Source organism: Shewanella electrodiphila, assembly GCF_023283985.1.
In the GTDB taxonomy this organism is placed as follows: domain Bacteria; phylum Pseudomonadota; class Gammaproteobacteria; order Enterobacterales; family Shewanellaceae; genus Shewanella; species Shewanella electrodiphila.
The window spans coordinates 1-26,623 of the sequence record NZ_JAKIKU010000019.1 but is presented as its reverse complement, the minus strand read 5'-3'; the positions used below and the strand labels follow the sequence as shown (position 1 = coordinate 26,623).

20 protein-coding genes and 1 tRNA gene are annotated in these 26,623 nt (G+C 42.0%); 8 read left to right on the top strand and 13 right to left on the bottom strand.

Features of this window, described 5'->3' with window-relative positions:
• Positions 1 to 84 precede the first annotated feature (84 nt).
• The 6 genes from L2737_RS21130 to L2737_RS21105 all read right to left on the bottom strand — a co-directional run bounded on the left by L2737_RS21130 (position 85) and on the right by L2737_RS21105 (position 7,567).
• Positions 85 to 993, bottom strand: coding sequence for a hydroxymethylglutaryl-CoA lyase (locus tag L2737_RS21130; RefSeq protein ID WP_283108432.1), 909 nt, complete (start codon positions 991 to 993; stop codon positions 85 to 87).
• Complete coding sequence (locus tag L2737_RS21125) at positions 993 to 3,029, bottom strand: acetyl/propionyl/methylcrotonyl-CoA carboxylase subunit alpha (protein ID WP_248957018.1); 2,037 nt, start codon at positions 3,027 to 3,029, stop codon at positions 993 to 995. The genes L2737_RS21130 and L2737_RS21125 overlap by 1 nt, the downstream gene beginning before the upstream one ends.
• On the bottom strand, positions 3,029 to 3,889 hold the full coding sequence (locus L2737_RS21120) for an enoyl-CoA hydratase-related protein (RefSeq protein WP_248957017.1): 861 nt from the start codon (positions 3,887 to 3,889) through the stop codon (positions 3,029 to 3,031). The genes L2737_RS21125 and L2737_RS21120 overlap by 1 nt, the downstream gene beginning before the upstream one ends.
• Positions 3,890 to 3,912: 23 nt before the next feature.
• Positions 3,913 to 5,520, bottom strand: a complete 1,608-nt coding sequence (locus L2737_RS21115; RefSeq protein WP_248957016.1) for a carboxyl transferase domain-containing protein — start codon at positions 5,518 to 5,520, stop codon at positions 3,913 to 3,915.
• Between the two features lie 155 nt (positions 5,521 to 5,675).
• Entirely contained in the window at positions 5,676 to 6,845 is a 1,170-nt protein-coding gene (locus L2737_RS21110; protein WP_102528832.1) for an isovaleryl-CoA dehydrogenase, read from the bottom strand.
• A gap of 326 nt (positions 6,846 to 7,171) precedes the next feature.
• Positions 7,172 to 7,567 (bottom strand): MerR family transcriptional regulator, encoded by a 396-nt coding sequence (locus L2737_RS21105; protein ID WP_102528841.1) that lies wholly within the window; start codon positions 7,565 to 7,567, stop codon positions 7,172 to 7,174.
• 383 nt (positions 7,568 to 7,950) lie between these two features.
• On the opposite strand from L2737_RS21105, the gene L2737_RS21100 reads away from it, so the two are divergent.
• Both L2737_RS21100 and L2737_RS21095 read left to right on the top strand, forming a co-directional pair.
• A complete protein-coding gene (locus tag L2737_RS21100; protein ID WP_102528833.1) occupies positions 7,951 to 9,870 on the top strand; it encodes a propionyl-CoA synthetase in 1,920 nt (639 codons plus the stop codon).
• Positions 9,871 to 10,180: 310 nt separating this feature from the next.
• Positions 10,181 to 10,657, top strand: a complete 477-nt coding sequence (locus tag L2737_RS21095) for a hypothetical protein (protein WP_248957015.1) — start codon at positions 10,181 to 10,183, stop codon at positions 10,655 to 10,657.
• Between the two features lie 171 nt (positions 10,658 to 10,828).
• Here the strand turns inward: L2737_RS21095 and L2737_RS21090 are convergent, their stop codons facing one another.
• From L2737_RS21090 to L2737_RS21070, 5 genes are all read right to left on the bottom strand, one after another.
• Positions 10,829 to 11,578, bottom strand: a complete 750-nt coding sequence (locus L2737_RS21090) for an SDR family oxidoreductase (RefSeq protein WP_248957014.1) — start codon at positions 11,576 to 11,578, stop codon at positions 10,829 to 10,831.
• A gap of 193 nt (positions 11,579 to 11,771) precedes the next feature.
• Entirely contained in the window at positions 11,772 to 12,782 is a 1,011-nt protein-coding gene (locus tag L2737_RS21085) for a LysR family transcriptional regulator (protein ID WP_248957013.1), read from the bottom strand.
• Positions 12,783 to 13,167: 385 nt separating this feature from the next.
• Complete coding sequence (locus tag L2737_RS21080; protein WP_248957012.1) at positions 13,168 to 13,701, bottom strand: hypothetical protein; 534 nt, start codon at positions 13,699 to 13,701, stop codon at positions 13,168 to 13,170.
• Positions 13,702 to 13,739: 38 nt separating this feature from the next.
• Positions 13,740 to 15,965: an aldehyde ferredoxin oxidoreductase gene (locus L2737_RS21075; RefSeq protein ID WP_248957011.1), complete on the bottom strand. Its 2,226-nt coding sequence runs from the start codon at positions 15,963 to 15,965 to the stop codon at positions 13,740 to 13,742.
• Positions 15,966 to 15,986: 21 nt separating this feature from the next.
• A complete protein-coding gene (locus L2737_RS21070; protein WP_102528838.1) occupies positions 15,987 to 16,634 on the bottom strand; it encodes a 4Fe-4S dicluster domain-containing protein in 648 nt (215 codons plus the stop codon).
• Between the two features lie 391 nt (positions 16,635 to 17,025).
• Here L2737_RS21070 and L2737_RS21065 point away from each other — a divergent pair, with 391 nt between their 5' ends.
• From L2737_RS21065 to L2737_RS21055, 3 genes are all read left to right on the top strand, one after another.
• On the top strand, positions 17,026 to 19,425 hold the full coding sequence (locus L2737_RS21065; protein ID WP_248957010.1) for an OmcA/MtrC family decaheme c-type cytochrome: 2,400 nt from the start codon (positions 17,026 to 17,028) through the stop codon (positions 19,423 to 19,425).
• 406 nt (positions 19,426 to 19,831) lie between these two features.
• A complete protein-coding gene (gene gndA, locus L2737_RS21060) occupies positions 19,832 to 21,361 on the top strand; it encodes an NADP-dependent phosphogluconate dehydrogenase (RefSeq protein WP_248957009.1) in 1,530 nt (509 codons plus the stop codon).
• A 341-nt stretch (positions 21,362 to 21,702) separates the two neighbouring features.
• On the top strand, positions 21,703 to 22,008 hold the full coding sequence (locus L2737_RS21055) for a hypothetical protein (RefSeq protein WP_102529626.1): 306 nt from the start codon (positions 21,703 to 21,705) through the stop codon (positions 22,006 to 22,008).
• Between the two features lie 190 nt (positions 22,009 to 22,198).
• On the opposite strand, the gene L2737_RS21050 is transcribed toward L2737_RS21055, so the two are convergent.
• The gene (locus L2737_RS21050; RefSeq protein WP_102529625.1) at positions 22,199 to 23,077 is read right to left on the bottom strand and encodes a 1,4-dihydroxy-2-naphthoate polyprenyltransferase; all 879 of its coding nucleotides are present in this window, start codon (positions 23,075 to 23,077) and stop codon (positions 22,199 to 22,201) included.
• A 234-nt stretch (positions 23,078 to 23,311) separates the two neighbouring features.
• Between L2737_RS21050 and tesB the strand changes: the two genes are divergently transcribed.
• From tesB to L2737_RS21035, 3 genes are all read left to right on the top strand, one after another.
• On the top strand, positions 23,312 to 24,175 hold the full coding sequence (gene tesB / locus L2737_RS21045) for an acyl-CoA thioesterase II (protein ID WP_102529624.1): 864 nt from the start codon (positions 23,312 to 23,314) through the stop codon (positions 24,173 to 24,175).
• 5 nt (positions 24,176 to 24,180) lie between these two features.
• Positions 24,181 to 24,576, top strand: a complete 396-nt coding sequence (locus L2737_RS21040) for a YbaY family lipoprotein (protein ID WP_102529623.1) — start codon at positions 24,181 to 24,183, stop codon at positions 24,574 to 24,576.
• Between the two features lie 170 nt (positions 24,577 to 24,746).
• A complete protein-coding gene (locus L2737_RS21035; protein ID WP_248957028.1) occupies positions 24,747 to 25,982 on the top strand; it encodes an MFS transporter in 1,236 nt (411 codons plus the stop codon).
• Between the two features lie 532 nt (positions 25,983 to 26,514).
• On the opposite strand, the gene L2737_RS21030 is transcribed toward L2737_RS21035, so the two are convergent.
• Positions 26,515 to 26,590, bottom strand: a tRNA-Glu gene (locus tag L2737_RS21030).
• Between the last annotated feature and the right edge of the window lie 33 nt (positions 26,591 to 26,623).

Genomic DNA, 26,623 nt, shown 5'->3' with positions numbered 1-26,623 from the left:
CGCGATGTATTTGGTCTGCTATCTACTTATTACTTATTAGCAAAAAAGTTTATTAGCTAAAAAGCTTACTTAGCTAAAAACGGTTTATTCTGCGCAAATAGCTTGTGCCACTTTTGAGCCTGTTGTTCTGCCTAAAGTGTGGCTTATTTGCTGACCTGCTTTAGCAAGCTTAGTTAAATCAATGCCGGTTTCGATGCCCATCCCGTGCAGCATGTAAACCACATCTTCGGTAGCAAGATTGCCTGATGCGCCTTTGGCATACGGGCAACCGCCAAGGCCTGCAACGGATGAATCAATCACGCTAACGCCTGTGCTTAAACAGGCTGCGATATTAGCTAATGCTTGGCCGTAGGTGTCATGAAAGTGCAGCGCCAGTTTTTCAACCGGGACTAATTTAGCAACGGCTTCAACCATCTTACGGGCTTTAATGGGCGTGCCAACACCTATGGTGTCGCCAAGTGAAATCTCGTAACAGCCCATTTTGTAAAGTATTTCAGACACTCGGGCGACTTCGTTAATATCAATGTCACCTTCGTAAGGGCAACCGAGGACACAGGAAACATAGCCGCGAACGGGGATGTTTCTTTGCTTAGCCAGTGCCATGACTGGCTCAAAGCGTGCTATCGACTCCTCAATAGAGCAGTTGATATTGCGCTGACTGAAGCTTTCAGATGCCGCGCCAAAGATGGCAACTTCATCGGCGCCAGCGTCAAGTGCAAGTTCCAGCCCTTTTAGATTGGGGGTTAGAGCAGAGTAGACCACGCCTTGTTTACGCTTGACAGTTTTAAGCACGTCACCTGAATCAGCCATTTGTGGCACCCATTTAGGCGACACAAAACTGGCGGCTTCAATACGCTTGACCCCTGCATCGGCGAGTTGCTCAATTAAGGTCAGTTTATCTTGGGTGCTAACAGCCTTTTCATTTTGTAAGCCATCACGGGCGCCAACTTCAAAAATACAGACTTTGTTAGGAAGACTCGCTGCATTCATCATTAGGCTTCCTTTTCTGCAACTTCTACATTCAGAGCTTCGACATTAAGCGCTTCAACATTTAATAGCTGAGCGCCATCGGTCACGAGTTCGCCGCTTTGGAAGTAAAACTCACTGACCACACCATCAAATGGCGCTTCAATGGTGTATTCCATTTTCATCGCTTCCATCACTAATAAGCCTTGCCCTTCAGTGACGCTATCGCCCACCTCAACTAAGTGAGTGACCACAGTGCCATTCATTGGCGCTTTTAATTTATCCGCGCTGTCTGCTGTGTCTTCGGCAACTTGTGCCTGAACCGCTTTAAAGTGGTAACTGCCTGACGGTAAGAAAAGAGTAAAATCATCTCCTTCATGGCTGACTGGGACTTTACTTTTATGGCCGTTAATTTCAGCTAATAACATGTCATCAACTATGGAACCAGCAAGCTTGAGCGCTTGACCGTTTAGGCCAAGGTGCAGTGCATCACCTAAGTCAGTAATGACTAAGTTTTGCAACATTTGAACATCATCGAGTAGCGCTACATGGTGCACGCTGGCGCTATTGAGCCTAAAGCCACTGACTTGTCCCCAAGGCGAGTATGGGTCTTCGCTATTGGTGGCGTTAACCTTTGCGGTCTCTTGACGAGAAAGCACTTGATAAAGGCCTGCTAAGGCGAGGGCATTATCCGACTCATTGGTGACGTCACCAATTAAACTGCTGGCGTAACGTTCGATAAAGTCAGTGCAAAAATCAGCTTCAGCAAATGCGGGATGCTCAGCGATATTAGCTAAAAACTCGATGTTATGTTTAAGACCGCTAATTTGGTATGAGCTTAATGCATGAGTCAGACGCTGCAGCGCACGTGGGCGAGACTCGTCCCATACGATTAATTTTGAAATCATCGGGTCGTAAAAGTTACTGATGACGTCGTTTTCACGAATACCAGAATCAATACGCACATGACGGTTTTGATCAGGTTCACGTAAGAAGTTTAATTTACCCGCCGCTGGCAGGAACTCATTACGGGGATCTTCAGCATAGATACGTACTTCAAATGAATGGCCGTGAATACTGACCTCATCTTGCTTAAGGGGTAACTCACTGCCGCTGGCCACCATTAACTGCCATTTTACTAAGTCTTGTCCTGTGACCATTTCGGTTACTGGATGCTCCACTTGCAAACGGGTATTCATTTCCATGAAGTAAAAGCTGTCGTCGGTATCTAATAAGAATTCAACCGTACCTGCGCCCACATAATCAATCGCTTTGGCTGCAGCAACAGCTGCTTCACCCATTTGCTGACGCAGAGCATCAGACAAACCTGGCGCTGGCGCTTCTTCGACCACTTTTTGGTGGCGACGTTGAATTGAACAATCACGATCAGATAAGTAAATGGTGTTGCCAAAAGTATCGGCAAATACTTGCACTTCAACATGGCGAGGCTGACGTAAATAGCGTTCCATCAACAGTTTGTCATTACCAAACGATGATGCTGCTTCACGGCGAGCGGAGTTAATCGCATCAAGTACGTCTGCTTGGCTTTCGACAATACGCATGCCTTTACCGCCGCCGCCATAAGCCGCTTTAATCAGCATGGGATAGCCGACATTTTCTGCTTCAGCAAGTAAGGTGTTGTCGTCCTGTGCATCGCCATGATAACCCGGCACTAGCGGTACATTGGCTGCGCCCATAATGATTTTTGCGGCGCTTTTACTGCCCATTGAGTCAATGGCATCGCTGCCTGGGCCAATGAAAGCTATACCGTTTTGCTCACAGCTGCGAGCAAAACCTGCATTTTCAGATAAGAAACCGTAACCTGGATGTATCGCTTCAGCACCTGATTTTTTGGCGATATCTATGATGACATCACCCTTTAAGTAGGACTCTGCTGGTGCGCTGCCACCAATATGAAATGACTCATCTGCCATGGCAACATGACGGGCATTGGCGTCGGCATCGGAATATAAAGCAACAGTGCGAACGCCCATTGCGCGGGCGGTATTAATAATGCGACAAGCAATTTCACCGCGGTTAGCAATTAATAATTTGGTAAACATTATTTGGCTCCTTGTGCATCAGTCTTGGCGTTTTGTTGTTGGTTGCTTATCCAAGCTGGCGAGCGTTTTTCAAAGAATGCATTAAGGCCTTCTTGGCCTTCATCTGACACACGAATTCGAGCAATTTGCTCACTGGTATGGGCGAGGGTAGCGTCATCAATAACGCCATCTTCAAGGTGCGACACTAAGGTTTTAACCCACGCCATACCTTGAGGACTGTTGCCATTAAAGGCTTCAATAAATGGTTTTGCTGCAGCATCTAAGTCATCATTTATTTCATGAATAACTTGATAAGTTAATGCAACCTCTGCGCTAAATCGCTCGGCGGTTAGCATGTAGCGCCTTGCTTGGCGGTTACCCATTGCGCGAACCACGTATGGGCTTATCACTGCTGGAATAAGCCCGAGTTTGACTTCGCTTAAGCAAAAACTGGCACGTTCATTGGCAATGGCAATATCGCAGCAGCAAATTAGCCCAAGTGCGCCACCAAAGGCTGCACCATTGACTAAAACGATAGTCGGTTTAGGGAACTTATCTAGCACAAGCATTAACCTAGCCAGTTCGTTGGCATCGCTAAGGTTTTGCTCAAAGTCCATTTTTGCTTGTTTGCGCATCCAATTTAAATCAGCACCTGCACTGAAGTTTTTACCGTTTGCTCGCAGTATCAATTGCTGGCATTGACTGTTGATAGCAAAGGCTTCAATGGCGCTGATCATTTCGCTAATCATCACTTCATCGAAGGCATTATGCTTTTCAACACGGTTTAATATTAGCTCAGCAACACCTTGGTTTAGCTGGCATTGGATGTATTGATAATCATTTTTTAGAACGTCATTTTTTATGGCTGTTGTGTTTGTCATTATCTGCTCCTATTTATCCGCAATTACATGCGGAATACACCAAACTTGGTGTCTTCAATAGGCGCATTTAATGCCGCCGATAAGGCTAAACCAACCACATCACGAGTTTGCGCAGGATCGATGATTCCGTCATCCCATAAACGAGCACTGGCATGATACGGATGACCTTCTTTGTCGTATTGCTCAACAATCGGTTTTCTGAATGCTTGCTCGTCTTCATCAGACCATTCTTGGCCTTTACGGGCGAGACCATCACGGCGTACTGTCGCTAATACGCCTGCCGCTTGTTCACCACCCATGACTGAAATGCGTGCATTGGGCCACATCCACATCATGGTTGGCTCGAATGCGCGGCCGCACATGCCGTAGTTACCTGCGCCATAACTGCCACCAATAATCACGGTGAATTTAGGCACATTTGCACAGGATACGGCGGTAACCATTTTCGCGCCGTGCTTGGCAATGCCTTCATGTTCGTACTTTTTACCGACCATGAATCCGGTGATGTTTTGTAAAAACAGTAATGGAATTTTTCGCTGGCAACATAGCTCAATAAAGTGAGCGCCTTTTTGGGCTGACTCTGAAAACAAAATACCGTTATTAGCCACAATGCCGACGGGGTAGCCATGAATACGGGCGAAACCGCAAACCAGCGTGTTGCCGTAATTGGCTTTGAATTCATCAAAATCTGAATCATCGACCATACGGGCGATGACTTCTTTGACATCAAATGGTTTTTTAAGATCGGTGCCGACAATGCCGTAAAGCTCGTTAATATCAAACTTTGGCGGTTTAACAGGACTTAATTGCGCGGCAATTTCTTTTTGATGATTAAGGCGAGAAATTGATTTACGGGCAAGCTCAAGTGCATGGTCATCATTTTGGGCTAAGTGATCGGCAACCCCAGAGATTTTGGTATGCACTTCAGCGCCGCCTAACTCTTCTGCTGAGACTTCTTCACCGGTTGCCGCTTTCACTAATGGCGGTCCAGCTAAAAAGATGGTGCCTTGCTCTTTTACGATAATCGATTCATCTGCCATTGCGGGTACATAAGCGCCGCCAGCAGTACATAAGCCCATCACGACAGCAACCTGCGGAATGCCTTTAGCTGACATTTGCGCCTGATTATAAAAGATGCGCCCGAAATGGTCGCGATCGGGGAATACTTCGTCTTGGCGTGGTAAGTTTGCGCCGCCAGAATCGACAAGGTAGATACATGGCAAATGACAGCGACTGGCAATGTCTTGGGCGCGTAAATGCTTTTTGACGGTAATAGGGTAGTAAGTGCCGCCTTTAACGGTTGCGTCATTGGCGATAATCATACATTCAACGCCACTGACACGACCAATACCTGCGATTACGCCTGCTGCTGGAACGGCTTCATCATAAACTTCATAGGCGGCAAATTGGGAGATTTCTAAAAATGGCGAACCTGGGTCGAGCAGTTTTTCTACTCGTTGGCGCGGGAGCAATTTACCTCTCGATAGATGACGTTCAAGGGCGACAGGGCCACCACCTTGCTCAATCTTAGCGAGTTTGATTTTTAAATCATCGACGAGTGTGGCCATGTCGTTATGCTTGGCTTTAAATTCATCGCTGCGGGAGTTAATACGGCTGCTCAATTGCGTCACAATTCATATCCTTAATGAGTCAAGTGGCGCGATAGCATGGCTGAGACAATGGGGGGAACTCCCAACCATGCTTCGCAATAACACTTTCAATGTGGCCATTTAAAAAAAGGCTTAGGTTATGCTTTTTGGTGTATAGATAATTAGCGTTTTGCTGATTATTTTGTTTCGTTAAACAGTTCACGACCAATCAACATACGGCGAATTTCAGAGGTGCCTGCGCCGATTTCATATAGCTTGGCATCACGCAGTAGTCGGCCCGTTGCATATTCATTGATATAACCGTTACCGCCGAGTAACTGAATTGCATCGAGTGCCATTTTGGTTGCTAGCTCTGCGCTGTATAAGATAGCGCCAGCGGCATCTTTACGGGTCGTCTCACCGCGATCGCATGATTTTGCTACGTTGTAGACATAAGATTTTGCAGCATTCATGCCTGTGTACATGTCAGCGATTTTGCCTTGAATAAGCTGGAACTCACCGATTGATTTACCAAACTGTTCACGCTCGTGAATGTAAGGCACAACAATATCCATACAGGCATTCATGATCCCAAGTGGACCACCGGATAGCACAACACGTTCGTAATCTAAGCCGCTCATCAACACTTTGACGCCGTTATTCAGACCGCCAAGAATGTTCTCTTCTGGTACTTCACAGTTATCAAATACCAACTCACAAGTGTTTGAGCCGCGCATGCCTAATTTATCGAGCTTTTGCGCTGTGCTGAAACCTTTGAATGTTTTCTCAATGATGAAGGCTGTAATACCGTGTGGGCCCTTGTCGATATCGGTTTTAGCGTAAATCACTAATGTGTCAGCATCAGGGCCGTTAGTGATCCACATTTTGTTGCCGTTAAGAATGTAACGGTCACCTTCTTTGCGGGCATTAAGCTTCATTGATACCACATCAGAACCTGCATTAGGCTCACTCATCGCCAATGCGCCGATATGTTCGCCGCTGACAAGTTTAGGTAGGTATTTTGCGCGCTGCGCATCGTTACCATTACGGTTAATTTGATTAACGCAAAGGTTTGAGTGGGCACCATAACTTAGGCCGATAGAAGCAGATGCACGGGAGATTTCTTCCATTGCGACCACGTGGGCAAGGTAGCCCATGTTAGCGCCGCCAAACTCTTCAGGCACAGTTACACCCAGTAACCCCATTTCGCCTAAAACAGGCCACATGTGGTTAGGAAATGCATTGTCTTGATCAACTTGTGCAGCGATTGGAGCAATCTCGTTGCTGGCAAAGTCGTGGATGGCGTCGCGAAGCATGTCCACGTCTTCGCCCAGGCCGAAATTAAGGCTTGTGTAGAGTGATGTCATTGTCTTGTGTCCTGTTGAATATAGGTTACTGCTGCCGTGAAACTATGTTGTTTCTTGGGCTTATAATTTTTATGGTCAAGCTTGTTATGTTGTTATTGGCCCATCTCTTTGTACGGGCTCAATGTTGTTTTACTTGTTACTTCAAAAAATAGCGGCGATGAGTTCCGCTACCTCTTGGTGTTACTGCTTGGTGTAACTATCTGTATTAACGTGCTATTTGCTTTAGTGCTATTTACTGGAGCGCTATATGAGCTGATGCATACCTTTTGAGATTAACTTCTATTTGTTGAGTTATTGGTATCTCAATGGTTACTTAAAATAAGTATTTAAGCTTCTTCTTTAAGGGCTGCTCTACATTGTTGCTCTGCCGAATTAAGCTCCATTAATACCACTTTAATATCGTCCATTTGCTGTTGCAGTGATGCTTTCTTTTCTTCGACTAAATCAAGCATGGTGTGCAGTTGCGATGTGCTGCTTTTGTCAGCATCGTAAAGTTCAAACAAACGACGGGTTTCAGCTAGCGAAAAGCCTAGGCGCTTACCACGTAAAATAAGTTTTAAACGTACACGGTCTTTCAGACTGTAAATACGGGTTTGCCCACGGCGTTTAGGTTTAATTAACCCTTGGTCTTCGTAGAAACGAATACTCCGTGTGGTGATATCAAATTCCTTTGATAAATCACTAATTGAATAAGTGGATTGTGGATTTAAATTTGCGCTCATCGTTTCACCAAAAGTACGTCTTTTGATGCAAGATATATGAAGTTTACGTAAAGGTAAAGTTTGCTGCCAGTTTGTAACGGCTTTTTTAGCGGGGATTTTTGTAAATCGTGCTTGCCAATCAAGGTGGACATTCACCAGTCATAGCTCAAGTTAGCACTAGGCATTATATCAAGTTTTGCTAAATAGGTGACATGAAAATTTATACGAGTGTTTTAATTTCAATACGTTAACTCATTAAGTGCAGATTAAAAATCCTTATTTAATCCCTGAAATGCTATATCCCTTGGTCTAATAGGGTTTATTTTTTAACCACGCCATAATGAAATAAAAATAATCACTACGATTTAAAATTAACTGACAAGCAGTTTACTGGAGAGTAAAAGATGGCTGGATTAGGAAAGCAAATGCATCAGCAATCTTTGCAAGATAAGCAAGGGTTTTGGCAACAGGCAGCAGAGGCTGTAACCTGGTTTACACCATTCAAGCAAGTGCTTGATGAGTCTAACGCGCCGTTTTATAAGTGGTTTGCTGGTGGTGAAATGAACACCTGTTATAACGCAGTCGACAGACATGTAGAAGCGGGTCATGGCGAACGAACTGCAATCGAATATATAAGTCCAGTGACGCAAAACCAATACAGTATTAGCTATCAAGAATTACTATCTCAAGTAAGCCGTTTAGCGGGTTATATGCAGTCTATCGGGATTGAAAAAGGCGATAGGGTGGTGATTTACATGCCAATGGTGCCTGAAACTGCTTACGCGATGTTAGCGTGTGCGCGGATTGGTGCTATTCATTCTGTAGTGTTTGGCGGCTTTGCTGCAAATGAGTTAGCGACACGGATTAACGACGCTAAACCCAAGTTAATTCTTTCGGCTTCGTGCGGTATCGAGCCATCAGGCGTAGTGAAATACAAACCGCTTTTAGATGAAGCATTAAATCAAGCTAGCCATGAAGTGAATCACTGCGTTATTTTAAATCGTCCCCAGTATAGTGCTGAGATGCAACCTGTGAGAGATGCTGACTGGCAGACTGCAATAGCGGATGCCCCATTTGTGGATTGCGTGCCTGTTGAATCAACTCACCCTTTATATGTGCTGTATACCTCGGGCACCACTGGGCAACCCAAAGGCGTTGTGCGTGACAATGGTGGTCACGCGGTTGCTATGACTTGGTCGATGAAGCACATTTATAATATTGAAGCAGGCGATGTATTTTGGGCTGCATCTGATGTGGGTTGGGTGGTTGGTCATTCTTATATTGTTTATGGGCCGTTAATGGCTGGCGCAACAACACTAATGTATGAGGGGAAACCTGTAGGCACCCCTGATGCTGGCGCTTTTTGGCGCATCATTGAGCAATATAAAGTTAACAGTTTTTTCACCGCGCCTACTGCCATTCGTGCGATCAAACGCGAAGACCCTAATGGTGAACTGCTTAAAGGCGTCGATTTATCTTGTTTAGGCCAAGTGTTCTTAGCGGGTGAGCGATGCGATCCTGATACGCTTTATTGGGCACAAGATAAACTCAATAAGCCAGTTATTGATCATTGGTGGCAAACCGAGACTGGTTGGCCTGTTGCAGCGAATTTGATGGGGGTTGATCCCATCGAAGTAAAAGCGGGATCGCCAGCACGTCCAGTACCGGGTTATCAAGTAGAGGTACTCGATGCCATGGGTGATGAAGTACCTGCTAATGAAAGCGGTAACGTGGTCATTAAGCTGCCATTGCCGCCTGGTAATCTTACTACCCTTTGGAATAATGATGCACGATATGTAGACAGCTATTTGTCGATGTATGAAGGGTACTATTTAACGGGTGATGCGGGTTACATTGATGAAGATGGTTACCTGTATATCATGAGCCGTATTGATGACATTATAAATGTCGCAGGGCACCGTTTATCGACTGGCCGCTTTGAAGAAGTGTTATGTCAGCATGATGCAGTGGCTGAAGCTGCGGTCATTGGGGTACAAGATAAGTTAAAGGGCCAAGTACCACTCGGGTTAGTGGTGCTTAAAAATGGCGTTAACTTATCAGATGAGCAACTTTACAAAGAGTTACTGGCTTTAGTACGCCATGAAATTGGCCCAGTCGCTTCTTTTAGATTAGTGAGTGCAGTACAAAAGTTACCTAAAACTCGTTCAGGCAAAATCTTACGTGCCACCATGCGTAAAATCGCTGATAACAATGAATATACTGTGCCAGCGACTATTGAAGATCCAATGACATTAGATATTGTTCGCACTGCGTTAACTAAGATGGGGTATGCTGATTCGCTTACCAAAGAACTTACTGTGTAGTTTGTTAGTGTTATTGAAAGCGAGCCAAATGGCTCGTTTTTTATTGCCTTTAAAATAATGATTCGATATGAACTAGGTCGTCATGCGTTAAAACGGGACTGGATTACAGCGACAATTGGTCTAAAATGGGAGTTACATGCTGATTTATAGTGTTATTTAATCAAATTGAATTGTTTTTAATTTATAATCTTTGGGTGTCATTCAGCAATGATGCAGTCAAGGTAGGCAGATTACATTGTCGAGTAGCAACTAAGTTAGTGATGCAGATAAGTGTTAACCAGTAAATATGACAAAGGTTTGATCAACGTATATGAATAATATTAAAGAATTACCTGAAAAGATTAATACTAAAACCAGCCGATTATTTTGGTTAACCGTTTTTACTGGTGGGATATATCCGATAATTTGGTTATTTGCTAAGTATCCCAAAATGGACGAGATTACTTCAATTCGCACTGCTGATGATTCGTTTATTATTGCGATAGCAGTTTGCTTTGGTTTTGGTGGTGTGTTGTCACACAGTGACTTTGGCTTGATGAGTGGTATCGGCAGTTTATTACTTTTTGGCGCTTTCTTTTTATATGTATTTTGGTCATTTAGAGCGCGAGCGGCATTGCAAGATTATGCCCACGTGAATTTCGGCATTGATTTGAAAATGAATAAAATTATCACAGTCGTGTTTAACATTTTTTATATCAATTACTGCATTAATCAACTGCCTGAAGAACAACAAAAAGGTCATCCAACTTACGGTAAAGGTTCAATCAATATTACTGAACTTAAGTAAGCGACTTTGTCGCCCTATACTCATTAGACGGGCGCGAGACGAGCACAAAAAAGAGAAGCTTAATGCTTCTCTTTTTTATGCAGAGCCGTAATTTAAGATGATACGGTATCAAAATATTTATTGAACAATTTTACTGTCTTTTGGTTTGATGCTTGTTCGATTTGTTGTTTTTTAACTCATTTTGCGTAGCATTTTATCTGGCAGTACTCTTAAAATAAGTTGGATAAATGCCCATGGGTAACTCGGCACATAACAGTTAGCCGGCTCTTTATTGATAGCTTTGACCATAGCTCGACAACCGGTTTCGGCATCAATCATAAATGGTGCACCATCAGCGTGATCGTTAATCTCAGTTTTAATGTATCCTGGATGCACACAAGTAACCGCTATTGGTGTATTCATAACATCGAGTCGGATCCCTTCGGTTAACGAAGTCAGTCCAGCTTTAGTCGCGGCGTAAACCGTCATCGCGCGCCTGAAACCGCGCAGAGCACTAATTGATGAAACGGTGACCAGATGCCCTGCATTTTGTTGTCTGAAAATTTTCATTGCTGCTTCACACTGAGCTAATGCGGCAACAAAATTGGTTTGGGCAGTCTGTTTATTGGCTTCAAATAGCCCTGTGCCGATAGAGCCACCTTTACCCATGCCTGCATTAACAATAACCCTGTCGACATTGCCCATTAACTCTTTGAATTGGTCAAACACGTCAAATACTTGTTGATGATCGTTAACGTCTAAGGCTAGTAACCAGACTTTGACATTGGGGTAAGTGTCGTTGATTTGGGCTTTTAATGCTTCTAAACGATCGGTCCGCCTTGCGCACAAACCTAAGTTAGCGCCTTGTTTCGCGAACTCAAGTGCCATACCTTGGCCTAGCCCTGAACTGGCGCCAGTAATAATAATATTTTGTCTAAACATCTTGATTCCATTCTTCGCAATCTAGTGATAAAAGCCTGTTTTAGGAGGGTTTTAGTCTTTTTTAGTTTGTTGATTATCTTGCGGGGAACAGCGCTATGTGTCAAATAGGCGGATTTAAGGCAATAAAAACGCCAACTAAGTTAGCCTAGTTGGCGTGGTATAACTGGGTGCATGCGTTATGAATTTATTGCGATTAACGCGATAATTGGCAAGCTTTAATACAGCCATTGGCACCCGTAGCAATCAGCTCTGCTATCTTATTTTTAACGCAGTTTGATAACTTGCGCTCAGTTTTACGAGTTTGCATATACAGCGTCATATTAGGTTTGTTGCGCATTAACTCAGCGCGCTCTGTTTGCGGCACGATTTGCGCGCGTAAAGCATCGTCATTAGTTAAATAATCAACCGCACCTTGAGAAACCACTAGCGTGATGGCATCTGTGCCAGTTAAAAAGTCGTAAATCTCATTTAAATTATTGGTTTTTGCTGCGACTTTTAATTCTCGCATTCTGCCATCAGCAAACTGCTTTAACGGCGTGGCTTCAAGCTCGCTGTTGAAGTGCATTACTTCCGTTAAAATGACAGGGTAGTTTAATACGCGATCTAAAAGGGGTTTATAGATTTCATCCCAAATGGGGTGATCATGTTTAGCGACGACAAAAGTGTCTGTTACTTCACAAATCTTTTGGCTTTGAATACCAACATGGATAGACGGATTACAGCTAATAACCATATCGCACTGGCTATTTAACAGCATTTCTTCATCATTTGAGCCATTGTCTTGCAGTACTGCAGACTTGACACATGCACTGCCGCAATGGTTCTCACATTGGCAGTTATAAAGCTTTCTTAATACGCCATTGGTAAAACCTGATGGAGCTTTAATAATAATGTCACTGTCTAAGCTTTCAACGCTTTTATTTATCTCTTGGGCAAGGTCGATGTGGTTTATTTCAATTTTCTTTAATATTGGATATAAGCGCTGTGACTTATCGGTAATTTCTAATCCTGACACTCTTTTTACAAACAAAGGATCATCAAAAGCTTCTCTGAGCCTTGATAAACAGCGGCTGATTTTTGATTGAGGGACGCTAAATGACTCAGCTGTTAATTTTCCGCTTTGGAATTCATATAGCCTTAAAAAAACTAATAAGGTCATGTAGTCGAGGTTTAGTAACCTTTCTTGTGTTGTTGTAGGGTTCATTATGCACGCTTATTATGGATTAACCTTGTTAGTAATGTACCAATTTAGAGGTAACTGAGCAGAGAGCGTTGTAATAATTTATACCTTAATCACGCTTTTGTATGATTTATACTATCGAACTGTTAACTAACGATAATTAAAAAGAAAATCATCCTAAAGTTTATTTTGTATACTGAGTGAAATAGTGAATTTCAATATGTTATATGAGTAACAGAGAATCTTGCCTTAAACTGGCTTTTGAAATTTAACGTTGAAATTTAACTTTTAAACTTAACTTTTAAACTCATTCTTGAATCTGATGATAACGTTGCAGATAAAAGAAAATGCCAATCTTTCGATTGGCATTGTTAAATTTTATCCTTCAACTCATTAATGAATAATGAGTTTACGCTGACCATTCAAAAGGATCATGATCCGCTAGCACTTTGGCATAGGTTGTTGTCATGGTTTTGATAGAAAAAAAGTAACCCTCACTTTTAGTTTCATAGGATTGAGCATCCAGCTGAAAATGAATATCTTCACATCCTGCTGTTTGATCAAACCTCTCTATCAAGCCTACTAACGCTGAATGCTCAAGGTTATAGGGTGGATGGGTGAAATTTGATGCCGCGACTAATTCACCCATTGAAGAGTAACGGCGAATATAGTCCGCCATAGTTTCAATTAACTTACCGTCTTTAACACCCACCCACTGAGTAGCATAGCTGCGGACAATGAACTTTTTAGAATAAAAGTAATGTTCAGTTTCTGCAGCAATGATGGCGATATCTTGATATTGACTATCTTCAATCAGGGCTTGATGTGCGACTTCTACATCTTCAATTTCAAGATCAAGTCCAGCAACGGCAATGACCTGTTCGGCCGTCACAAGACGACCGTTCTTACTGAGTAAACGAATATAATCGACTAGTTCAATCATGAAATAACCACCTTTCTTTATTACTAACTAATCAATGCTTAAGCTGGTAGCAAGGCTAAACTTTCTAGTTTATCTGCGACATAGCCCAGTTTGAACTTCTCTAAGGTGGCACGTGTAGGCACGCCTGTGTCTTTATCCCAACCCATTTCGGCATAGAACATGTCTAAACCTATTTGGATATCGTCGCGATCCATTTTAATCGTGCCTTCATCGCCAAAGTTCATGTCATGATCTAAATCGTAAACCCATTCAGATAACACATCATGTTTTTCACGTTGATTTGGCTCATTCATTTGCAACACTGTTAATGCTCGGTGCAGTTGCAGTACCGTTTCAGCTTTTGCATCAAGCTCTGCTTCAGAGGTCTCAATCCCTGTGACGAGACTGAACATTTGCGATTCAATTGAGCTATCACCAATGTAATCACGATTTACGTCAGGTGAAACCAATAGCGGGAACATCCAGTTACATAAAGTCAGTGAATCATGCAGTACGTTTTTCACTAAACACCATTTAGCAAACTTAGCTTTAGACGTGTTCATTTCAGTGTAATGTTTGACTGGGTCAAATGCACCCGGGCCCCACATTGATTCTGCGACCTCTGCAATTTTCGCCCAAGGAAGGCCACAATTGATTAAATTAATGTGTGAATGACATTGTGGGTCACGGTTAAATACAGTGTTGAGCAGTGCGCCAACTTGTCCTGCAGACTCACTGGCATGATGTACACCACCAACCATTGAGCGATTGAATACTTTTACATGGGAATCTAAGAATACGCTATAAGTCTCACCGTAGAATTCATAACCTTCATCACTTTCAAGTGCAAATGTCAGTCCTGCCATTCTTGGTGATTCGACTTCGTTTAGAATATCTTCAATGTTATAAAGTTCACCATCATCGTTGATAAAATTATGTAAACCTTGACCCAGCATACGGCCAAAAATGTTTGAGCCATTATAAGATGCACCATGAGCAATTCGAGTATAGTAATCTTGCATGAAGTGAGCATCTTGGTCAGCGTACTGGGCCCAATTAATCGCTGCATATTCTTCTGCAGGTAGAATTATTTTCCAAAAGTCGCGTGCGGTAAATTCACGCATGACATGAGAAAGCTGGCCATAGGCGCTCCAAATGCCATTATAATCCATATAATAAGCACCAACGGTTTGAATATCGGTGCGTTTTTCACCACTGCTTGGTTTACCCATTGAATACCATGGATCAAGGAATCCTAAACATACATTTGTGATGTTTTCAGTTGGTAGTTTGTATTCGGTTTTCATTTTTGGGTTCTTGATTTCGCAGAAACAGCGAATAGGACAAGAATGACAACCACCAGGACGCTTGAAGATTTTATTGGCTTCGTCGCGGCCAAAATACATTTCGGCCATTGAGCTGCGCATGCCCACTTTTTGGCGATCGTCCCATGGGGTTTCTTCTAATTCAACAGGGGTGTCAGCTGCGCCCCATTTTACGCCTGGCCCACCGCGCCAGCGGCTACCAGAAGAGCTATATTCTGCCCAAGATTGCGGTTGGTTAGGCACAACGCCGTTATTATTCGCGCCAATGATACCAAGAATATGATCATCTAATGCTCGCAGTTGCTCATTGGTTGTGGATTCAGCGATATCAACTGTGCCGGTACCAATAATACCAATTGCTTTTAATCTCTTAGAACCTAGAACTGAACCATGTCCACCAGCAGAGTGACCACCTTGGGTTTGGATTGTTGATTGGGCAACGAGGTTTTCACCGGCAGGACCAATTGCTGCCACTTGGGCTTGCTGTCCCATCATTTTGCTAACAGCAGCAAAAGTATCGAAAATTCCCACTCCCCATAAAGATTCTGCGGGTTCTAATGTTACCGTATCATCGACAATCTTTAACCAAACTGGCGTGTCTGATTTACCTTCAACGATAATTGCATCGTAGCCTGCAAATTTAAGTTCGGGTGAGAAGTGCCCGCCAAAATGGCCGTCAGTAATTAAGTGATTACGAATAACAGGGTTGCGTGAAGTAATAGTTGTTCTTGCTGAACAAATAGCACCAGAACCACTTAATGGTCCTGCTGAAATAACTAGTCTATTTTCTTCATCTGTTGCTTTAATACCATCAACATGATTGTCCCATAATACTTTATAACCGATCCCCATGCCGCCAATATAATCGTGGTAGGTTTCTGTTGTTTCTTTAGTAATTACTTTTGTTGTTAAATTAACTCTTAAAACATAACCGGCCCAGCCGCCATATGTAGTAGTCATAATTATTCCTTTTAGTTTTGTTTAAACTAATTCTAAATATTTTTCATGAAGCTCAACTTCAGCAACTGCTTCTTCCCAGGTGTAAAACTTAATGGCACCTGTAGGACAAACTTGAGCGCAATTAGGATTACCTTGGCAAAGGTCGCACTTAAGTGATTTACGCGTGGTTTTATCGATAGTAATGACTTGTTGGGGACATTTATCCGCGCAGTAACCACAGCCAACACATAAGTCATCATTTACTTCTCTTGCACCGGTTTCTTCATTGACTGAAATGGCTTGTTGCGGACATACCGTCATGCAGACATCACATTGACGACAGGTAGACGGAACAATGGTGCTATCACCTTGTTCGCCGCGCTGGTCTTCATAATTGGCTTGTACGCCATGAGGGCCAAAGTTTAAGTTTTTAGCGACTTTAATTCTTGAGGTGCTTGGGCTGACAGCTGATTTCCCGTGGCTCCAACTGCAAGCAATTTCGCAGCGACGACAACCGACACATAGCATTGGATTAACCACCATAAGGCCGCCGGGAAGAACTTCTACAATAGGGGTGTCAGCGTCATCACTGCTACCACACCCTGTTAGAAAACCAACTAATGTACCGCCGTATACTGTACCAACAGCAACTTTAGCGCCATTAGCAAGTAGTGCTCTCCTTGTAATCATATTTGTTTCCTCTTAATTATAAATATTGCTTTTATGTTTATATTTATAACTTAAGTATTGTTTAATTAAATTAAAAACAAGTTGACTATGATCACGTTTGTTTTCTTGTTTTGATTGGAAGTTACAATATATATCTCCCGTCACACTTTTAGGGCCTGTATTTCATTATTTGGAAATGGTAATTTTATTTGCTGTTTTATATTGGTTTGCGGATTCTACTAGCTGGAATTTTGGTTTTTAAAATATGCATTTTAATAAGTGAAACTTTAGGTTTTTTAATTATTATTTTTATATTTTAAATGGTTTCATGATTTTTATCACAATAAGATTTTAATAAATAAATAATGATTAATAAAAATAAAAATGCCATGGATTAATAAAAGGAATAACAATGATGAGCAGATTGTTAACTAGGAAATATAAGAAGTGGTTAACTCCACTTGTTCTAGTTCCAGTGGTCGCACTTACAGCATGTTCCGGTGATGACGGACATGATGGCGAAGATGGTGAGCCGGGTGACATCAATATTTCAATATCTTCAGCCCAGTCTTTAAAAGCTGAAATCGAAAAAGTGACTATTGATGATGCATTACAAGTTTCTTTTGAGTTCTACTTAAGTAATGTCAATGGCGTTGCTGTAAGTGGTCTAGCTGACTTAGATTCGATTCAAACATTAGGTGCGGGTATTGCCAAACTTGGCGATCAACAAAGACGTATTAGACCGTTAAATGAAGCTGACAGTGCCAGCGTGCAAAGTACGGCTGAAACGGATTTATCTCCACAATGGACCAGTTATATTAATAACGTGGTAGAGCCTGGAGAGGTTGCTGATAATGATTTAGAACCGGGCTGGGATAAAAATAAAGGCACGCAGTGGCAAGCAAGCATAGAGTCTACTTGTAAAGAAGCCTGTATTGAAGCCATAGGTAATGGTTTATATCGTTACACATTCTCGCAATCTTTAGACAGCTATTCGAATATTGATGGCATCAATACTGAGTACGTTGCTGAAAACATTCACCGTGTTTATTTAGAGTTGTTGCCTTATTCTGGGGCTACAATTGATACGATGTTGGTTAATACGACATTTGATTTTGATCCACAAACTGGCACAGCCGCAGCAGATGCAGATAGCCGAGTGTTATTGGCTTCTGAGCAAAGCTGTTATCGCTGTCACACAGCCGATCTGTCTGCAGAGAATAGCTTACTTATGCATGGTAGCAAGCGCTTCGATTATGAAGGCTGTGTAATGTGTCATACCAGTTATTCTGGCGACCCTGAAACAGGTGCAAGCATTGGTATGGCGAGCGTAGTGCATAAAATCCATAAGAGTGATTACTTAGTGATTGGCTATAAGGGCTCAGTTCATGACTACAGTGATTTATCTTACCCAGGTGATATGCATCAGTGTCAGCAATGTCATATTGAAGATGCTGCGCCTCAAGCGGATTTTTATCAATACCCAGGTCAAGAAACCTGTTTAAGTTGTCATGAGAAATATGCGCCAGAAGGCTGGAATGGCACCGCTGTTGGTTTATTCCATGATCGTGATGCATTTCCTGATGCGTGGGCAATGAGTTGTAGTGGTTGTCATCCTGATAGCAATAACCCATTAGGTTCAGCAATATTTCATAATGCCGCGGTCAGTGTGACGGATGCGTTAGCTGAGCAATATCAATTTGCTATTACTGATAGTGTGATTGATGAATTGCAAGATACCTTAACGGCGACCTTAACCTTTAATCAATTAAGTGCTAATCCAGATGTCGATCCTGCAATTGATAACTTATGGATTGTGGCTTCAGGTAATGCGCAGCAAACAGTGATGCCTGAGAATAACGGCCAGCGAAAAGTGTGGGATATTGTATCTGGCGCTGATGATATTACGATGACTAGAGATGGCTCAGTGGTCACTATTATTGTTAAAAATGCTGGTGTTGCTGACTTTGATTTAGATTCAGTAGGCACTCTGTACGCTAAAGTGATGGCGTGTGGCGATAAATCTACTGGCCTTGTGGCTTCTTGTGACGCGCAAGATACTGATTCAAATATTGTGGTTGCAGAAGTTCCAGCCGATAGTGCTGTTGCATTAACGGCGAATGTGTCGGCTTATGCAGAGTTGGTGAACAACCAAAAATGTGCCGCTTGTCATGATGACCAGTTCCAGCAACGTGTAAACGATGCCCACAGTAAAATTTCGACTCCTGGTAATGGTGCTACCTGCGGCGCATGTCACTCACCACAAGTGGCAACCACACTTGCTGATGGTAGTTGTCAAAGCTGTCACACCAATGACATGGTCAAGTATATGAATGCAACGCGCAAGCATACACCGGGTGATGCCAGTGTGAAGGCGTTCAGAACCATCAGTAACAGCTTAGGTTATCGTGAATTAGTGCATTCTTTACATGCTAATACTCGTACAACCGTAGGTTACAGTGGTAGCGAGCGAGAGGATATGACTTATCCTGCTGCAGCGAATGACTGTCAGGCTTGTCATGATGAAGGCCAGCTGACTATGGATACTCTGTCTGCGCAAAGTTCAGTTATTGTCGCGACACCGAATGCGACAATGACGGGTGAAGTGGCTGAGTATTCTCCAACTGTCGCAGTTTGTGCTGCATGTCATAACAATGAAGCTAGTTGGGCTGCCCATGCTCAAAGTTATGGTGGGGTGTTCCAACAAGATGCGAGTTCAGGTGCGATATATCAACCTGGAGATGAATCTTGTCATACTTGTCATGGCGAAGGTAAAGGCTTTGGCATTGATGTGATGCACGGCTTTAATTAACCTAAAGCCCTAGCGTTATATTGATAGAAGGTTGTTTGAGTAAAGTCAGTCCGATTTACTTGAACAACCTTTTTTATTAAGACATTTTATCAGTGCCTTATTGAACATTGTTAATGCTCGTCCGATTTATCCGCACTTCTGTTTGTATCTAACATCTATTTGTATTCAACACATATGAATATCCAAAATATTGTATTTAAACGGCTTAGTCATAATTTACATTAAGAAGGGTATGTTATAACTGATTGTGTTTATTAGTTAAAACTTGTTTATTTCTCTGCCTTCCAATTTATGCAATAGAGTGTGCACATTTTGCGACTGTAATTTTGTTACATAAATCCGTATAATCCCCCTTCAAATGGATTCGCTACGCGCGATTAATCTCTGTGACCTTTGGAAAATAATAATGAATACCCAACCATTCCGTTCAGACATCGGCGTTATCGGCCTCGGTGTGATGGGCAAGAATCTCGCGTTAAACATAGCTGATAATGGCTACCAGGTAGCCGCTTTCGATCTTGACAGTGAAAAAGTAAATGCTGCTATTAATCAAGAAACAGCAGAAAGAAAAGCTGATAAAGCACCCCGAATGCTTGGCTGTAATAATCTTACTGAAATGCTCGCATCATTAGTAAAACCTCGTGTCATCGTGTTATCTGTTCCTGCTGGTGGCCCAGTTGATGGTGTGTGTAATGCACTGATTGATGCCGGTATTGAAACTGACGACATCATTGTCGATACAGGTAACAGTTTATGGACGGATACTGTAGAGCGTGAAGCACGTTTTAAAGGCAAATTTGTGTTCTTTAGTTCAGCTGTTTCAGGTGGTGAAGTTGGGGCGCGCTTTGGCCCGTCATTGATGCCAAGTGGTAATAAAGATGCATGGCAATACGTTGCACCTGTCTGGAAAGCGATGGCAGCGAAAGTCGATCCAGAAACAGGGTTACCAATAGAGCGCTTTGAGCCAGGAAACCCTGTTATTGAAGGCGAGCCATGTACTACTTATATTGGCCCTGCGGGTTCTGGTCATTATGTGAAAATGGTACATAACGGTATTGAATACGCCGATATGCAATTAATCTGCGAAGCTTACCAATTACTTCATGATGGCTTAGGATTATCGGCTCATGAAATTGGTGATATTTTTCATGGTTGGAATCAAGGCAGCTTAAACAGCTACTTGATGGAAATCAGCGCTGAAGTATTGCAACAAGACGATCCATTAACTGGTAAGCCGTTAGTGGAAATGATCTTAGATAAAGCAGGCCAAAAAGGAACAGGCTTGTGGACTGCGGTAAGTAGTTTACAAATTGGCTGCCCAGCACCAACCATTGCTGAAGCCGTGTATGCGCGAGCTGTCAGTACTCAAAAAGTCTTGCGAGTTGACTTAAGCACTAAGCTTGCAGGCCCAGCTAAGGTTACGCTAACTGATGCAGAGAAAGCCGAGTTTATTGCTAACCTTGAGGATGCATTATATTGCGCTAAAGTCTGTTGTTATGCCCAAGGCTTCCAATTAATGGCGATGGCTGCAAAAGAGCAAGATTGGTCTTTAGACTTTGCTGAAATTGCTAAGATCTGGCGTGCAGGATGTATCATTCGCGCGACGTTCCTGCAGTCTATTACCAAAGCTTACCAAGACGATGCCGAGCTTGCGAATCTTCTGATGGCTAAAACCTTCAGTGATAGTTTATCTGCTAAGCACATGAATTGGCGTAAAACAGTTGCCGCATCAGTTATGCAAGGCATTCCTGCGCCGTGTATTAGTTCTGCAGTGGCATATTACGATAGCTATCGCAGTGAAACGCTACCAGCTAATTTACTACAAGGTCAGCGAGACTTTTTCGGTGCACACACATTTGAACGCACTGATAAACCTGCTGGCGAGAAGTACCATTTAGATTGGAGTGCAAAAGAGCGCACATTGTCTAAGGTGTAATCATAAGCAGCTAATTTTGTCGCTTTAAATAAAAGCACTTCTCCGCGAGAAGTGCTTTTTTGTTATCTGTAAGCCCAGTCGTTTTATAATGACTATCTTATGACAACTTAAATAAGGTTTTATTGACATTAAAATATGCAATCTATCTATGACAAAACTTTTTTTGATAAAATTAGTCTCTAATAAAGACTCATTCGTATTTGGTCTGATTTTATATTAACTATTAGTCTGATTTTTTATATTAATAGCAATATTCATGTTTCTCTGTAGTTAACAACCTTGTAACTGAGTCAACTCTAATATAGGTTAAATAAGATACTAATAAAGATGAGGGAGTATGCATGCCAACGAAAACGGATAAGAAAAAAAGACTAGTAGAAGCCATTGAAACTCTTACTTCCGAATATGATAAATATTCTCAAGCCGCTGTAAAACAACTGCCCGCGTTAGAAACCAAGAATAATGAGTCTCTTGAAAAGTTATTAGAAGTGGTATTATTGCGCGAATCACTGAGTCAGAGAACCACTAATAAAGCACCAGCATCAGTAAAGCTAAGAGCTTCAATTGCCGATGTTATTTTGCTCAATGATGACTTTGACAGGAAGTTGATTTCAGCTAATGCCGCTGCTGCCGCAGAAGCCAGTTAACTATTTTAACGTCAAAGTCTTTAATCGGTTCTGAGTGTCATCAATAACAGTAAATAATTTTTGAGACTGTGTTGAAGCTAATTAATAAAAGTATTTCTTTTTGAAAAATACTTTATGGTAATTAGTGTGAAGATTGAATTTTAAAATAAATAATAAAGGCTTCTCATTAGAAGCCTTTATGTTGTGATATTTACGCTAAGGTAATGACTAAACCAAGGCTGAATAAGAAACTAAATATCATAGTTAATTTGGCGGTTCGACCTAAGATTGGGTTAAGGGCTTCACCACTGGTATTACTGAATTCACCGCTAAGTTGACGGGCGTACACTAATGCTAGTCCTGCAAGCAATACTGGGATTCCAGGCAAGTAACCCATCAAGAAACCACCAATAATTATCCCGAATGGTAAATACACTAATGCTTGGTAAAGCACGCGAGCTTGAGCCTGACCTATACGAACGGCAAGAGTATTTTTACCGGCCTTAGTGTCAGTTTGAATATCTCGGGTGTTATTTACTAGCATAATCGCTGCGTTAAACATGCCTATGGCACTACCTAACAGCCAAGCACTGATGCTAGTGTCGCCAGCTTGAATATAGTAACTTCCCACGACCGCTACCAGCCCAAAGAATACAAATGCAGCCACTTCACCTAATCCATGAGAGGCGAGAGGGTAAGGACCGCCGCTATAACAAACTGCCCCCAATAACGCAGCTACAGCCAAAACTGCGATCGGCCAACCACCATGTACTATCAATGCAGAACCCACGATGAGTGCGAGTACGAGACATAAAATCATGGCATTACGCACGCTATTAGGTGAAATCATACCGCTTTGGGTTACACGGACTGGACCCACACGCTCGTCAGTATCAATACCGTTTTTAAAGTCGAAATAATCATTGGCTAAGTTAACGGCTATTTGTAATAAAATAGCGCACAGCATTGAGATACAAGCAATTGTAAAGCTGAACTGCTCTAAGTGTAGGGCTAAAATATTACCAATTAATAAAGGACCTATTGCAGCAGGTAGTGTGCGAGGTCTGATAGCTAAAATCCAAGATTGCATATATTTAGGGCTTCAGGGTGTCGAGTTAAATTAGGATAGCCTAATAGCATAGCAATTTTTTGGAATTAAGTAAGCGGCTATGATCGCGCTATGAAGTAAAAAGTTGTTGTTATTTTTGCTTAATTTTATCAAATTTTGTTTATATATGAGTAAATTCTAGAATATTTTTACTAATGATGTGTGGTTCTAAGGTAACCTAAGGATATTGAGTTTGGCAGAGCCGCTAGGATAATTATGAGCCAAGTATTAAATGATTTACTTTCATTGCTCTCATTAGAGCAAATAGAACTAGGCCTGTTTCGTGGTCAAAGCCAAGATTTAGGCTTTGGGCATGTATTTGGCGGTCAAGTGATGGGGCAAGCATTAAGTGCTGCAAAACAAACGGTAAGTGAAGATAGACAAGTACACTCTTTGCATTCTTACTTTTTGCGCGCTGGCGATGAAAAGCTACCGATTGTTTATGATGTTGAGAACATGCGTGATGGTGGCAGTTTCAGTGCAAGACGGGTTAAAGCTATTCAAAAAGGGCGTCCAATTTTTTACATGACTTGTTCTTTTCAAGCACCAGAAGAAGGTTACGATCACCAAGCGGAGATGCCTGTTGTTGCTGGGCCTGAAGGGTTATTGAATCAGCAAGAGCTGGCACTCACTATGCGCGACAAAGTACCAGCAAAAATACTTGAAAAGTTTATGGCTGATTCACCGATTGAGATGCGTTTAGTCAATCCTATTCATCCTATCGCACCCGACTCAACAGAGCCGAAGCGCTATGTGTGGATGAGAGCGAATGGTAACATTCCGAGTGATCATAGTGTGCAAGAGTATCTGTTAGCTTACGCTTCTGATTTCAACTTCTTAGTGACAGCGGCGCAGCCACATGGCGTATCATTTCTAACACCAGGTGTAAGAATGGCAACCATAGATCATGCAATGTGGTTTCACCGTCCATTTAATTTTTCCGATTGGTTGCTTTATAGTGTTGAAAGTACCAATGCTAGTGGTGGTCGTGGTTTTGTTAAAGGACAGTTTTTTGATCAACAAGGGCGTTTGGTTGCATCTGCTACCCAAGAAGGCCTACTAAGAATGACAAAAGGGTAAAAAGTATGAAATATGGTTTTAAAGCGCTGCTTTTAGGATGCATGACATTGATGCTGACAGCATGTGTCACTGTTACGCCTGATGAGCCAGTAATCATTAATGGTTATGCAGGCTACTTAGAGAAAATTACGCTGCCACAGAACTGTAAAATTAATATCGCGATTATTGGTTTGAATACCCCAGGTTTGATTATTTCACAAAAAACCTTTGATATTGCCCGCGCACCAGTACCGTTTAAGTTTACTTTACCGGCTGACAGTATTGATAACGATATTGAATATGGCGTGGTTGCGATGATCATGTATCAAGATAGACCGATTTTTCAAACTTACGAAAAATTCCCAGTGATTAATAATGATAAGTTCACCACCGAAGTTATTATGAAAAAAGTTGAGCGTTAGTTTCGTTCCAGCTCTTAGCTAAACCTCAAAAATGTAGAGTACGTCTTAATGTTTATTCTTTGGAATTAAGACGTAACTCACATCTTCCAAAGTCGTGAATTGCATAAGTTGTATATCACGCAATAATCAAATTTCATTTCTTTTTATTCGAGGCTTAAGTTGTGCCTGAATTGCGTGCGGTAAATGAAGTTGATCAATCAAGATCTGAGCTTCGCCTTATCTGGGCTTTGTGTTTAGCCTCTATTGTTGTTTATATCAATTTATATGCTGTGCAAGGCATGTTGCCATCCATTGCTGAGCATTTTGATGTTACAGGCGCCAATGCGACGTTAATTCTTTCTGTGACGAGCTTCTCTCTTGCCTTTTCTTTATTAATTTATGCCGTGATCTCAGATCGTATTGGCCGTTTGGCGCCGATAATGGTCAGCTTATGGTTGTTAGTCGCGTCTAATATTTTACTTATTTACGCAAAAGATTTTGATGCTTTGCTAATGGTGAGGTTATTACAAGGGGTTTTGTTAGCCGCAGTACCTGCTATTGCGATGGCATATTTTAAAGATCAATTACCAGCGAGCTTTTTATTAAAGGCTGCTGCTATTTATATTATGGCCAATAGCTTAGGCGGTATTGGTGGCAGATTAATGGGGGGCTTACTGTCGCAATATTGCACATGGGAGCAAGCAATGACGGTCAATTTCGCCGTGACTTTAGTGGGTATTTCCATAGTGACCTATCTGCTTCCAAGAAGAGAACTAAAGCCAGAAAAAACACAAACCTCAATCGGTGTGCTTGCGAAAATTAAGCAAGATGTGGGTGGTTTTATATACCACTTAACCGATAATCAAATGCGTTTAGTTTATGCCATTGGCGGGCTGGCATTTATGATGATGGTAAACCAGTTTAGCTTTATCCAGCTGCACTTAATGGATGAACCTTATCGCTTTAGTCGTTTTGCTGCTACGTTAATTTTTCTTTGTTATTTGAGTGGTACATTAACGTCTTACTTTTCTGCTAAGTGGGTAGTAAAGTTTGGTGCACTTCGTTTATTTAAAGGTGCATTACTCGTCATGCTGGTGGGGACGTTATTAACCTTAATAGATACCTTACCTGCGATTATAATTGGTTTTTTACTGACAGCCAGTGGGTTTTTCTTAACTCATAGTTGTTGTAATTCATTTGTAGCTATCAGAGCGTCTACTCATCGAGCAAAAGCAACCTCGCTCTACCTTTGTAGTTATTATCTTGGTGCGGCGCTTGGAGGGCCTTATTTGATGCTATTTTGGCACCAGTTAGAATGGCAAGGTGTTGTTATCGGATCTTGTGGGCTTATTACATTACTCTGTGTCGCAATAATGCGCCTAACTTATCATCAATCAAAGACTGATGACTTAGCAGTACGAAGCTAAGGGATTTTAAAAAGTTTATATAAGAGGCCAATAGGCCTCTTTTTTGTGCCTGCTTTTTATCGCATGTGAACCAAACAGTTTTATAAGTGATTTTTAACCAAAGAATTTGTTTCGTGTTTATGCTCCCTCGTTTTTATCTAAGTGGATTAATGCTTTAACTGCACTAAAGGTGCACTTTTTACTTTATCCTTAATTCCACGTGCTACGTCTAGAATGGGCTACAAATGAGCCTAACTCGGAACCTTAGATGCACATGAAAATCAATGAACTACTTTTACAGTCATTTTATCTTGAGGCTGAAGATTAAATATTGTTAGTGACATGCAGCAAGTTGAATTTCATCTTGGATTGAAACTTAGACTTGTATAGCTAGAAAAGATAATTAGGAGATGATTGGGTATTAAGCCACAACAACATTAGCATTTAGCTAGCTTTAACATATTTGGAAACTGGTTTGCTGGTCGTTGTCAGCTAAATTTTAGACATAAAAAAACCACAATTAAGTGGCTTTAATAACTCTTAAAAAAGAGAGTGGTATCCCCTAGGGGATTCGAACCCCTGTTACCGCCGTGAAAGGGCGGTGTCCTAGGCCTCTAGACGAAGGGGACCCGGACTGCATTAGACTCTGCAAAGAGTGAGTA

Bases quoted from the DNA above. Each gene is read 5' to 3' on its own strand.
- L2737_RS21125 (WP_248957018.1), bottom strand. From the start codon at position 3,029: ATGTTTACCAAATTATTAATTGCTAACCGCGGTGAAATTGCTTGTCGC.
- L2737_RS21085 (WP_248957013.1), bottom strand. From the start codon at position 12,782: ATGAACCCTACAACAACACAAGAAAGGTTACTAAACCTCGACTACATG.
- L2737_RS21120 (WP_248957017.1), bottom strand. From the start codon at position 3,889: ATGACAAACACAACAGCCATAAAAAATGACGTTCTAAAAAATGATTAT.
- L2737_RS21065 (WP_248957010.1), top strand. From the start codon at position 17,026: ATGATGAGCAGATTGTTAACTAGGAAATATAAGAAGTGGTTAACTCCA.
- tesB (WP_102529624.1), top strand. From the start codon at position 23,312: ATGAGCCAAGTATTAAATGATTTACTTTCATTGCTCTCATTAGAGCAA.
- L2737_RS21110 (WP_102528832.1), bottom strand. From the start codon at position 6,845: ATGACATCACTCTACACAAGCCTTAATTTCGGCCTGGGCGAAGACGTG.
- L2737_RS21055 (WP_102529626.1), top strand. From the start codon at position 21,703: ATGCCAACGAAAACGGATAAGAAAAAAAGACTAGTAGAAGCCATTGAA.
- L2737_RS21050 (WP_102529625.1), bottom strand. From the start codon at position 23,077: ATGCAATCTTGGATTTTAGCTATCAGACCTCGCACACTACCTGCTGCA.
- L2737_RS21070 (WP_102528838.1), bottom strand. From the start codon at position 16,634: ATGATTACAAGGAGAGCACTACTTGCTAATGGCGCTAAAGTTGCTGTT.
- L2737_RS21130 (WP_283108432.1), bottom strand. From the start codon at position 993: ATGATGAATGCAGCGAGTCTTCCTAACAAAGTCTGTATTTTTGAAGTT.
- L2737_RS21105 (WP_102528841.1), bottom strand. From the start codon at position 7,567: ATGAGCGCAAATTTAAATCCACAATCCACTTATTCAATTAGTGATTTA.
- L2737_RS21095 (WP_248957015.1), top strand. From the start codon at position 10,181: ATGAATAATATTAAAGAATTACCTGAAAAGATTAATACTAAAACCAGC.
- L2737_RS21090 (WP_248957014.1), bottom strand. From the start codon at position 11,578: ATGTTTAGACAAAATATTATTATTACTGGCGCCAGTTCAGGGCTAGGC.
- gndA (WP_248957009.1), top strand. From the start codon at position 19,832: ATGAATACCCAACCATTCCGTTCAGACATCGGCGTTATCGGCCTCGGT.
- L2737_RS21040 (WP_102529623.1), top strand. From the start codon at position 24,181: ATGAAATATGGTTTTAAAGCGCTGCTTTTAGGATGCATGACATTGATG.
- L2737_RS21075 (WP_248957011.1), bottom strand. From the start codon at position 15,965: ATGACTACTACATATGGCGGCTGGGCCGGTTATGTTTTAAGAGTTAAT.
- L2737_RS21100 (WP_102528833.1), top strand. From the start codon at position 7,951: ATGGCTGGATTAGGAAAGCAAATGCATCAGCAATCTTTGCAAGATAAG.
- L2737_RS21080 (WP_248957012.1), bottom strand. From the start codon at position 13,701: ATGATTGAACTAGTCGATTATATTCGTTTACTCAGTAAGAACGGTCGT.